Origin of the sequence: Chitinophaga sp., assembly GCF_036569125.1 — a bacterium.
GTDB lineage: Bacteria > Bacteroidota > Bacteroidia > Chitinophagales > Chitinophagaceae > Chitinophaga.
Genome location: NZ_DATCRF010000008.1, coordinates 1 through 10,107, shown reverse-complemented (window position 1 = coordinate 10,107; position 10,107 = coordinate 1). Strand labels below are relative to the sequence as shown.

10 protein-coding genes and 1 pseudogene are annotated in these 10,107 nt (G+C 47.5%); 8 read left to right on the top strand and 3 right to left on the bottom strand.

Translation table 11 applies throughout. From position 1 onward, the window contains the following. The 4 genes and pseudogenes from VIM87_RS00260 to VIM87_RS00245 form a co-directional block, all read left to right on the top strand. Positions 1-197, top strand: a pseudogene (locus tag VIM87_RS00260) (FAD-binding oxidoreductase); the annotation flags it as partial. Between the two features lie 163 nt (positions 198-360). Continuing rightward, positions 361-1,971 carry a sodium/sugar symporter gene (locus VIM87_RS00255; RefSeq protein ID WP_331995021.1) on the top strand — a complete coding sequence of 537 codons (1,611 nt, stop codon included), beginning with the start codon at positions 361-363 and terminating at the stop codon, positions 1,969-1,971. 100 nt (positions 1,972-2,071) lie between these two features. After that, a complete protein-coding gene (locus tag VIM87_RS00250; protein ID WP_331995020.1) occupies positions 2,072-3,535 on the top strand; it encodes a xylulokinase in 1,464 nt (487 codons plus the stop codon). Between the two features lie 10 nt (positions 3,536-3,545). Continuing rightward, positions 3,546-4,538 carry an MBL fold metallo-hydrolase gene (locus VIM87_RS00245; RefSeq protein ID WP_331995019.1) on the top strand — a complete coding sequence of 331 codons (993 nt, stop codon included), beginning with the start codon at positions 3,546-3,548 and terminating at the stop codon, positions 4,536-4,538. Here the strand turns inward: VIM87_RS00245 and VIM87_RS00240 are convergent. After that, positions 4,533-5,039: a DinB family protein gene (locus tag VIM87_RS00240; protein WP_331995018.1), complete on the bottom strand. Its 507-nt coding sequence runs from the start codon at positions 5,037-5,039 to the stop codon at positions 4,533-4,535. The two genes, VIM87_RS00245 and VIM87_RS00240, sit on opposite strands and share 6 nt — an antisense overlap. A gap of 73 nt (positions 5,040-5,112) precedes the next feature. On the opposite strand from VIM87_RS00240, the gene VIM87_RS00235 reads away from it, so the two are divergent. From VIM87_RS00235 to VIM87_RS00225, 3 genes are all read left to right on the top strand, one after another. Next, positions 5,113-6,066, top strand: coding sequence for an aldose 1-epimerase (locus VIM87_RS00235; protein ID WP_331995017.1), 954 nt, complete (start codon positions 5,113-5,115; stop codon positions 6,064-6,066). Positions 6,067-6,122: 56 nt separating this feature from the next. Beyond that, positions 6,123-6,302 (top strand): CsbD family protein, encoded by a 180-nt coding sequence (locus VIM87_RS00230; RefSeq protein WP_331995016.1) that lies wholly within the window; start codon positions 6,123-6,125, stop codon positions 6,300-6,302. 147 nt (positions 6,303-6,449) lie between these two features. Next, on the top strand, positions 6,450-7,178 hold the full coding sequence (locus VIM87_RS00225) for a carboxypeptidase-like regulatory domain-containing protein (RefSeq protein WP_331995015.1): 729 nt from the start codon (positions 6,450-6,452) through the stop codon (positions 7,176-7,178). 251 nt (positions 7,179-7,429) lie between these two features. On the opposite strand, the gene VIM87_RS00220 is transcribed toward VIM87_RS00225, so the two are convergent. Both VIM87_RS00220 and VIM87_RS00215 read right to left on the bottom strand, forming a co-directional pair. Continuing rightward, positions 7,430-8,521, bottom strand: a complete 1,092-nt coding sequence (locus VIM87_RS00220; protein ID WP_331995014.1) for a serine protease — start codon at positions 8,519-8,521, stop codon at positions 7,430-7,432. 35 nt (positions 8,522-8,556) lie between these two features. Next, positions 8,557-9,129 carry a sigma-70 family RNA polymerase sigma factor gene (locus VIM87_RS00215; protein ID WP_331995013.1) on the bottom strand — a complete coding sequence of 191 codons (573 nt, stop codon included), beginning with the start codon at positions 9,127-9,129 and terminating at the stop codon, positions 8,557-8,559. Positions 9,130-9,259: 130 nt separating this feature from the next. On the opposite strand from VIM87_RS00215, the gene VIM87_RS00210 reads away from it, so the two are divergent. After that, complete coding sequence (locus VIM87_RS00210) at positions 9,260-9,484, top strand: hypothetical protein (protein WP_331995012.1); 225 nt, start codon at positions 9,260-9,262, stop codon at positions 9,482-9,484. Positions 9,485-10,107: the final 623 nt, after the last annotated feature.

The window sequence follows — 10,107 nt, the reverse complement described above, 5'->3', positions numbered from 1 at the left end:
CCATTATCCTCCCGGGCCGCTCCTTTACAATAGCCGGTCGCTGGACCGGTATCATGGCCTTTGGCGCCAGCAAGCAACCCCTGCTTAAACCCTTTAGCAGCCGCGTCTTCCTGGGCGTACGCATGGGCGGCATGGGAGTAGCTATCGGCAGCGAGGTAGCGCAGCAGCTGGCGCAAATGATGTTGGAGGAAGTGTAGGGTACTCAAATCATCTCAGCATTCAGGCAATACGTATCAATTTCGAAGCTTTCAGCTTTATGCTTTGCGCTTTCAGCTTTCTTTCCTATATTCATCCGCTTTTTTATCGATCACCAACCCGGTATATGGATAAGAATTATTCAATTACCACGTTAAACCATTTATGCAAAAGAGTTTACAGTTCCTTGATTACGCCGTTTTCCTGGTGTACTTTTTTATCGTAGCCGGTTATGGATTCTACATTTACAGAAAGAAAAAGAAGAGCACCGCTGATACAAAAGATTTTTTCCTTGCAGAGGGATCACTTACCTGGTGGGCCATTGGTGCATCATTGATCGCGTCTAACATTTCCGCAGAACAATTTATTGGTATGTCCGGCTCCGGTTTTGCCATGGGCCTGGCAATATCTACATATGAATGGATGGCGGCCGCCACACTGGTGATCGTTGCCATCTTTTTTATACCGGTGTACCTTAAAAATAAGATCTACACCATGCCGCAATTCCTTTCCCAGCGGTATGATAACAGGGTGGCTACCGTAATGGCCGTGTTCTGGCTGTTGCTGTACATCTTCGTGAACCTTACCTCCATCCTGTACCTGGGCGCGCTGGCAGTACAAACCATTTCCGGTTTCAGCTTCACCACCTGCGTTTGGGGCCTCGCCATTTTTGCCGTGTTCATTACACTGGGTGGTATGAAGGTGATCGGGTATACGGATGTGATCCAGGTATTTTTCCTGATCCTGGGAGGTCTGGCCACTACCTACCTGGCGCTGAACCTGGTTGCCAATCATTTTGGCGGCGATGGGGTGATGGCAGGTGTGGGCATGCTGCGTAAGCTGGCGCCGGAACATTTTCACATGATCTTCGACAAATCTAACCCACACTATAATGAATTACCCGGTATTGCCGTATTGATCGGTGGTATGTGGATCGTGAACCTGAACTACTGGGGCTGTAACCAATACATTACACAGCGCGCATTAGGGGCTGATCTTAAAACCGCCCGCGGAGGCATCCTGTTTGCCGCTTTCCTGAAACTGTTAATGCCTGTGATCGTAGTGCTGCCCGGTATTGCAGCTTACGTGTTGTATAAGAACGGGGTGTTCCAGTCAGAAATGACCGATGCTGCCGGCGTTATTAAACCGGACCATGCCTATCCCGTATTACTGAACTTACTGCCTGTAGGTTTAAAAGGATTGTCATTTGCCGCCTTAACCGCTGCCATCGTGGCTTCCCTGGCTGGCAAGGCCAATAGTATCAGCACCATTTTTACGCTGGATATCTATCGTCATTATTTCAAGAAAGATGCAACAGAGCAGCAGCTGGTGAATGTAGGGCGTATAGCCATTATCGTATCCTGCATTATTGGTGTGATAGTAGCGCCGCAGCTTAGCAACCTGGATCAGGGCTTCCAGTACATCCAGGAATATACCGGGTTCATTTCACCGGGTGTGTTTGCCATCTTTATACTGGGCTTCTTCTGGAAGCGCACTACTTCAGCCGCCGCATTAACCGGTGCGCTGTTGTCCATCCCCTTGTCTATCGTTATTAAATTCAGCATGCCGGCCATGCCTTTCCTGGACCGTATGGGCTGGATCTTTGTAGTGATCGTGGCCATTATGGTGGTTATGACCTTACTGGATCCTAAGAGCAAGAATAACCCTAAAGGCCTGGAGGTAGATGGTTCCATGTTCAAAACATCCGGTACATTTGCTGTAGGCGCTATCCTGGTATGTGGTATCCTGGCCGCCTTATACACCGTATTCTGGTAATAGTTATTATAAACTGATATTAGCAAGTAGGATGTAAGATCTGGCCGCTGCGCTGTTTCATACATCCTATTGCTTTCTTCATACTTCTTAATTTTCAAGCATGTATTTACTTGGTTACGATATAGGTTCTTCTTCTGTAAAAGCCGCTTTGCTGGATGCTGACAGCGGTGTTTGTGTAGCTACCGCCACCAGCCCTGCGCAGGAAATGCCCATGCAGGCGCCGCAGGCCGGTTGGGCCGAGCAGGACCCCGAACGCTGGTGGCAGGAGGTGCAGCATGCTACCCATTTGCTGAAAAAGCAGCAGCCGTTTGATGGCCATACCGTAGCCGGTATTGGTATTGCTTACCAGATGCATGGTTTGGTATGTGTGGATAAAGACCAGCAGGTACTGCGCCCGTCCATTATCTGGTGCGACAGCCGGGCGGTGAATATCGGTAACAAAGCATTTGCACAGCTGGGGCAGGAGTATTGCCTGGAACATTTGCTGAACTCACCCGGTAACTTCACAGCTTCTAAGCTGCGCTGGGTACAGGAGAATGAGCCTAAGCTGTATGAACGCATTCACAAGATCATGCTGCCAGGCGATTTCATAGCCATGCGCCTCACCGGCGAAGCCTGTACCACGGTATCCGGCCTTTCAGAAGGTATTTTCTGGGATTTTGCCGGGAATGGTGTAGCACAGTCGCTGCTGGATTATTATAAAATAGACCGCTCCCTGTTATCCAACATTGTACCCACATTTGGTTTGCAGGGCAAGCTTACGGAAGCAGCTGCCAAATTACTGGGCCTGGCCCCAGGTATACCGGTTACTTACCGCGCCGGCGATCAGCCCAACAATGCATTTTCCCTGAATGTGTTAAACCCCGGGGAAGCAGCCACCACGGCCGGTACATCCGGTGTAGTGTACGCCGTGCATGACCAGATCTCGTATGATGAGCAAAGCCGTGTAAATACTTTTGTGCATGTGAATAATACGGAGGCGGATATACGTAATGGTGTGCTCATGTGCCTGAACGGTACCGGCATTTTAAACAGCTGGCTCAGAAGCATGACCGGCAGCCTGCCGTATAACGAAATGAATACCCTGGCCGGCAAAGCGCCTGCAGGCGCCGACGGGTTGCGCATTTATCCTTTCGGTAACGGTGCCGAACGTATCCTGGCCAATGCTGATGGCGGTGCATCTGTTAAGAACCTGCAGTTTAATATTCACCATAAGGAGCATCTGTTGCGTGCCGCACAGGAAGGTATTGTGTTTGCGCTGCGTTACGGGGTAGATATTATGACGCAGATGCAAATGAACATTAAACGGGTAAGGGCCGGCCATGCCAATATGTTCCTGAGCCCCTTGTTCCGCCAGGTATTTGCCAACACATTGAATGTAGTAATAGAGCTGTATAATACAGATGGTGCGCAGGGCGCTGCCCGTGCAGCCGGTGTAGGCGCCGGTTGTTTTTCCCTGGAAAATGCCTTTAAAGGAATGGAATGTATTGCAACCGTTGAGCCGGATGCAGGCCAGGCACAGTACCAGGAAATTTATGCGGAATGGCTGCAGGGAATGCAGTAATTTTAATAACATGCCGTACCTGAGCAACCCGCTTTTAAATACAATACCGCCCTCGCCAAACTGGCAGGGCACGCCGGTAGACGATCGCGGCAGGTTCCGGAACATAGACCATCCCTACATAACAACGCTGCCGGAAGTGCTTAAATGGCAGCTGCAAAAAAATCCCTTTAAGCAGCAGAAACGTACCCGCTATCAGCCGAATATCAGCACCGATCTTTCCTGGCTCAGTAATGATCAGGATTGCATAGTATGGCTGGGACACTGCACATTTTACATCCGTTTACATAAAACTGTTTTTCTTACAGATCCTGTTTTTGGCAACATCTTGTTCAACAAACGGGTGTCTCCCTTCCCGCTGGATCCGCAACTGTTAAAAGGCATTCATTACCTGCTTTTATCACATGATCACCGGGACCATTGTGATAAACAAAGCTTGGGAACCCTATTCGCCAATAACCCGCAGATACAGGTGCTTACCGGTTTACGTATGGATGCCTTACTAAGGAAATGGGGAAAGAATGTACGGGTGCAAACTGCCGGCTGGTACCAGCAGTACCAAACCAATGAAAACAGCCCGGCTGTATATTTTGTACCTACCCGGCATTGGGCTAAGCGGGGCGCATTTGATACCAATAAACGTTTATGGGGCGGCTTTGTAATTAAGAATGCGCAAACCAGTATTTATTTTGGTGGGGATAGTGGTTATAACGGGCATTACAAACTGGCCTCGCAAACCTTTGGCCCATTCAATTATGCTTTATTAGGTATTGGCGCTTATGAACCGGAGTGGTTCATGCATGTAAATCATCAATCCCCCACAGATGCCTTGCAAGCTTTTAAGGATCTGCAGGCTTCACGGCTTATTCCTATGCACTATGGCACCTTTGACCTGTCTGATGAGCCATTGTATTACCCTTTGCAGCAGCTGCAGCAGGCAGCCCAGGCCAAAGGGATTGCAGCAGCCATGTTAATACCCGCGCTGGGCCAACCCGTTTATTTATGATAGTATAACCCTTACCGTTACCAGCAGCTGGCCGGTATGCCGCATGGTATGCTCTGCCGCATGGAACATTAAGCCCAGCAGGGTAGAGGGCAGCTGGCTGCGGCCAACCGTTCTTGCTTCCGTTAAAGTTTTTTCGTCTGTATTTTTTAGGATGGTAAGCACATGGGTTACCTGCATATCAAATGCATGCAGTAAATGCGCGGCTGTTATATTTTCATTGGCAGCGCCTTCTGCTATTAAGTATTGCAGCTGTTGTTTTGAAAGCGTTTGCCCGTTGGCGTAAGTGAACAGGCGGTCCAGCACACCGGTAAGGTGCTGCAGGTGAAAACCTACAGATGCCACACCCGCAGGCCGCTCCCACAGCTTATCAGCAGGGAAGTCCTGCAGCAGCACATGTATCTCTTCCTGTGCCTGTAACAAAGCATGCGCTACCGGTTGTAATAATGCCGGTACCCCTTCTACCGGGCCGCGTAACCAAACTTCAGGTTTTGTATCGGACATAGACTCAGCAAATTTTTAACAATATATAAAGATATGTACCAGTTTGGGTAAATTCGGCTACATTTTGAATTACATGGCATTTCGTACCCACACTTTTCAGCAAAATGGTTTTGACATTTTTGCCCTGCAGGATACCGCGAATAATACCCAGGTAGAGATAATACCTTCCTTAGGCGCCGCCCTGCATGCCTTTACCATTCCGCATAACGGGCAGCCCCTGAACATAATAGATAATTATAAAAGCCTGGATGAGCAGCAGCAACAGCTTACCAAAAGTTTCAAAGGTGTAAAGCTCAGCCCTTATGCCTGCCGCATTCCATACGGGCAATATAAATGGCAGGATCAGGCTTACCAGCTTAGCCGCTTAGCGCCCTCCGGCCATGCCATTCACGGTTTGTTATACGATGCGGCATTTACCGTATTGGAAACCATCACCAATGAACGGGAAGCCGCACTGGTACTGCAGCATAGCTATAAAGGCGCTGATCCCGGTTATCCCTTTGCATACGACTGCCGGGTGCGGTACAGCCTGCAGGCTAACTATACCTTATCCGTTAGCACTACGCTTATAAATCATGCAGGCACGGCCATACCTGTTATGGATGGCTGGCATCCGTATTTTACTACCGGCACCCCGGTAGATGCATTGGAGCTACAGTTTGCATCGGAACAAATAGTGGAATTTAATGAGCAGTTGGTACCTACCGGTCAATTATTGCCCTGTAAAGATTATTTGCAGCCTCAGCTGCTGAAAGATGTGCAGCTGGATAATTCCTTTCTGCTGCATTTCACACACCCTGGCCCATTATGTACCTTATTTGATCCGCAGCAGCGCATTGCCATTGACTTTTACCCGGATCACAATTATCCCGTGCTGCAGGTGTATATACCGCCGCACCGCCGCAGTATTGCCATAGAGAACCTCAGCGCTCCTCCTAATACTTTTAATAACGGCATGCATTTGCAGCAGCTGCCGCCGGGCGGGGAGCAAACCTTTACTACCCGCATACAGGTACGGCTGGCATAGTCTTTGGATTTTCATTCCCTGTAATAAACCTGATTGTTCACATAAAACAGAATGTTATGGATACGTTACAGATCAAAGGAGCATGGAATGATATTAAAGGCCGTTTAAAACAGCAGTATGCAGATCTTACCGATGATGATCTGCTGTATGAAGAAGGCCAGGAAGACCGTTTAATAGGCAACCTGCAGAAGAAGCTGGGTAAAACCCGTGAAGAAGTAATAGACCTGTTACGCTAATACCTGCCTTATCTAAGGGATTCATTTCCCGGTCATAAAAAAATCCTCCTGTACCCGGGAGGATTTTTTATTTTTTTTAACAACTTGTTACTTACTTTGTTTAGCATATACTTGCCTCTTAATATGACCTTTCTGAAACCAATCAATATGTATACATTCAAATACCTCAGCGCATTATTACTTTGTAGTGTTATGCTGCTGGCGGTGCAGCAGGTACGGGCCCAGTCCCAGATCACCCTTACCGGCCAGTTAACGGATAAGGATAACAACCTGGTATTACCCTATGCCTCCATCATCAACAAAACCACGGGCAAAAGAGCTACTACAGACCAGGGAGGCTTTTACCGCATAAATGTTAAACCGCATGACCTGATCCTTTTTACTTTTATTGGTTACAGAACAGATAGTTTGGTGGTAGAAGCGTCTGCCAATGCCACCGTTACCCAGAATATACAGCTGGAGGTAGAGAACAAGATGCTGCGCAGTGTGGAGGTAACAGCCAAATACACGCCTTACCAGTTAGATTCCATAGCCCGCCGCGAACAATATGGGTTTATACTGGATAAAGCAAATAAACCCCTGGCCGGCGGTAATACCCCGCAGGGCTTTGGACTTACCTTTAGTCCCTTTACCCGTTATTCCCGCAAGGAAAAACAAAAAAGAAAGTTCAAGGAGATCTATGCAAAGGCAGAGGAAGAAAAGTATATCGATTCCCGTTATACACCGCTGCTGGTTAGCCAGGTTACCGGCCTTAAAGGCGATTCCCTGCAGCACTTCATGCACGATAATTACCCCGCCTATGACGCCATGCGTATGATGCGCCAGGAAGACCTGATCTACTGGATCACGGATAAGTACCGGGGATGGAAGAAATGATGAGTAAATGTGCAAATATGCAGATGTGCAGATGATTGAAATGTGTTAATGTGCTGATATGCTAATGTGCTGGTTGGTTATGTAAGGAGATATTTTTAATAAAAAAAGGCTACACTCTTAACAGTGTAGCCTTTATATTTAATCTAAGGCCAATTGTCATTTTTTAAACTCACCGGCACATTAGCATATCAGCACATTAATACATTATTTCTTCCATCATCTGCACATCTGCATATTTGCACATCCGCACATCAATTATACACCTTCACCATGTACACAAAATCTTCCAGCTTCTTGATCTGGTCTACACGGCTCATGCTTTCCAGGTGAGCGCTTTTGCGGGCCCATTCCCGGCGGGGCAGCTTTTCCTTTGGCATTTCATCCAGCATACGTTTCAGGTGAGCTGATTTCACTGCAAAGGCAATTCCGTCTGAGGTGGTTTGTTTACCGGTAATAATGCCTACTATATTGCCTTCAGCATCCATCAGCGGGGCGCCGCTGTTACCGGGGTTCACCGGGATGGATACCTGGTAGGCTACCGTATCCCCGTTAAAACCGGTTTGTGCGCTGATGTAGCCTTTACCATACACAATCTCATCCCGCGGGTAACCCATGGTAAATACTTCTTCACCCAGGTTCACCGGCTGTGGTTTCAGCTGGTAGGGCAGGGGCTGGCTTTTAAAAGTGCTGTCAGCTATTTTAAGAATGGCCAGGTCACTGGATATATCTTCAAAAATGCTGGTGGCTTTGTAAGCCTCGCCTTTGTTATTCTGTACATATAATGAATCGGCGCCCTGTACTACGTGGTAGTTGGTAATAATATACCCGTTGGTAGAGATGGCAAAACCGGTACCGCCATAAGTGCCGGGGTTAGCCGGTGCTTTTTTGCTGGTGCTGTTCATATTATTGATCAGCGCATTCTGTGAGCGTTGAATATTATTCAGCACCCTTCTTACATCCTCATACTGGGCGGTAGTTTTTTGTTTGGCGGCCCTTTGCATAATGGCAATGGTGCTCAGGGAGGTTACCAGCGCTATACAGGCAGCAGCTGCCAGGTTGGTAATTGTACGCCTGCGCGGGTACGGGGTGCTTTTACGTATAGGCACTACGTTAGCAGGCTTTGGCGTGGCTATATGTTCGTGGATACGGTCCATTTGCTGCTGCAGCTCTGTGCGGCGGCCGTATTGTTGTAAAGTTTGCAGGAATAGCTGCTGCTCCTCTACCTGTGCGTTCAGCACAGGGTCGGCCTGGCGGCGGGCCTCAAAAGATGCCCTTTCGGCATCGCTGAGCTGTCCTTCCAGGTAGCTTTCTATTTCCTGTAATAATTGTATCTGATCTTTCATCACCGCTCCTTTAGAATTGTGGTAGTATTAATTGGTTACTTGGTATTGTTATATTGATCAAAGAACAGCTTTTTAAGCCGCATGAGGCATTTATACTTCTGGTTTTTGGCGTTTTCCGCGTTGGTATAGCCAAACTTTTCTGCAATGTCCTGCATGGATCGTTTATGCAGGTAGTAATCAGCTAGCAGGGTTTTGCAGGGTTCTCCCAGGCTGCCCATGGATCTTTGCATGATGCGGAACTGCTCGTCCTTTTTTTCATGCTCCTCCATGGTATCTTCCAGCGGCAGGGTTTCCTCCATATGGTCCGAAAGCCCGATCCAGGTATTACCCTGTAATTTTTTCAGCCACAGGCGCCGGCATACGGCATATAAAAAGGTTTTTAGTTTGCTGTACAGGTCAAAATCGCCCTGTTGCACCTTTTCATATAATATGATCATTGCCTCCTGGAAAAGATCTTTGGCGTCATCGTCCGACCCGTTATTCTGCTGCACCATCCTCAGGATCACCGGAAAATTCTCCAAATAAATGATTTCCAGTGCCTTGTCGTCACTACGGGCCAATCCTTGCAGTAATTCTCTGTCCCTTGCTATGTTTAGATGGTCACTCACTTATTTAATACTATTATGTGCTTTTGGTAACCCAAAGTAGCAAAAAAAAATTTTTTTAAAAGATGGGTTACCTTTTTCCCAACCAGGTATAAAGAAGAAATTATTTCCAAAACCTTAAAATCATTGTACGATGAAAAACATCCTGAAAATTAGCTTTTTAGCACTGGCTTTCGGTTTATTTGTAACAGCTTGCGGTTCCGGTACCGGTTCTGAAACTGCTGATTCTACTGCAAACGCTGCAACTGAAGCTATCGATTCAACTGCTGCTTCTGCTGATTCTGCTGTAAACGCTGTTGCTGATTCAGCTAAACAAGCTGTTGATTCAGTTGCTGCTGACACTAGCAAAATGAAATAATTAGTAAGCAAAAAAGGTTTCTATAAAAAGGCCGTTCCGCTAACTGCGGGACGGTTTTTTTTGTGGGCTGTTGGCCCATAGTCCATGGTCGATGGTCGATGGTCCACGGCCTTTAGCGCATTTATAGTAGTACGGGACAAGGCAGGTGGGACAGTCCATGGCCGATGGTCCATAACCTTTAGCGTATTACAGGTATTACGGGACAAGGCAGATGGGACAGTCCACGGTCGATGGTCCATAGTCCACGGCCTTTAGCGCATTTATAGTAGTACGGGACAAGGCAGGTGGGACAGTCCATGGTCGATGGTCTATAGTCCATGGCCTTTAGCGCAGTTATAGTAGTACGGGACAAGGCAGACGGCTGGAAGCCAGTCAATAGTCGGTGGTCCATGGCTTTTAACACATTTATAAATATTATAGGATAAGCAGGCAGCCCGAAACCTGCCTTCCCATTTACCACCCATTTCCACGCACCAGGCAACGGACTATGGACCATCGACCATGGACTCTTTCAAAAATATTTGCTAATACAACTATCTGTCTTTTATACACTTATAAAAGCCATTTCCTCCTAAACCATGCCCTTTTCTGCTTGTTTTTTTGAATGAAAACTGCCTTTTGCT

Bases quoted from the DNA above. Each gene is read 5' to 3' on its own strand.
- VIM87_RS00245 (WP_331995019.1), top strand. From the start codon at position 3,546: ATGCCGTACCTGAGCAACCCGCTTTTAAATACAATACCGCCCTCGCCA.
- VIM87_RS00225 (WP_331995015.1), top strand. From the start codon at position 6,450: ATGTATACATTCAAATACCTCAGCGCATTATTACTTTGTAGTGTTATG.
- VIM87_RS00230 (WP_331995016.1), top strand. From the start codon at position 6,123: ATGGATACGTTACAGATCAAAGGAGCATGGAATGATATTAAAGGCCGT.
- VIM87_RS00250 (WP_331995020.1), top strand. From the start codon at position 2,072: ATGTATTTACTTGGTTACGATATAGGTTCTTCTTCTGTAAAAGCCGCT.
- VIM87_RS00220 (WP_331995014.1), bottom strand. From the start codon at position 8,521: ATGAAAGATCAGATACAATTATTACAGGAAATAGAAAGCTACCTGGAA.
- VIM87_RS00255 (WP_331995021.1), top strand. From the start codon at position 361: ATGCAAAAGAGTTTACAGTTCCTTGATTACGCCGTTTTCCTGGTGTAC.
- VIM87_RS00235 (WP_331995017.1), top strand. From the start codon at position 5,113: ATGGCATTTCGTACCCACACTTTTCAGCAAAATGGTTTTGACATTTTT.
- VIM87_RS00210 (WP_331995012.1), top strand. From the start codon at position 9,260: ATGAAAAACATCCTGAAAATTAGCTTTTTAGCACTGGCTTTCGGTTTA.
- VIM87_RS00240 (WP_331995018.1), bottom strand. From the start codon at position 5,039: ATGTCCGATACAAAACCTGAAGTTTGGTTACGCGGCCCGGTAGAAGGG.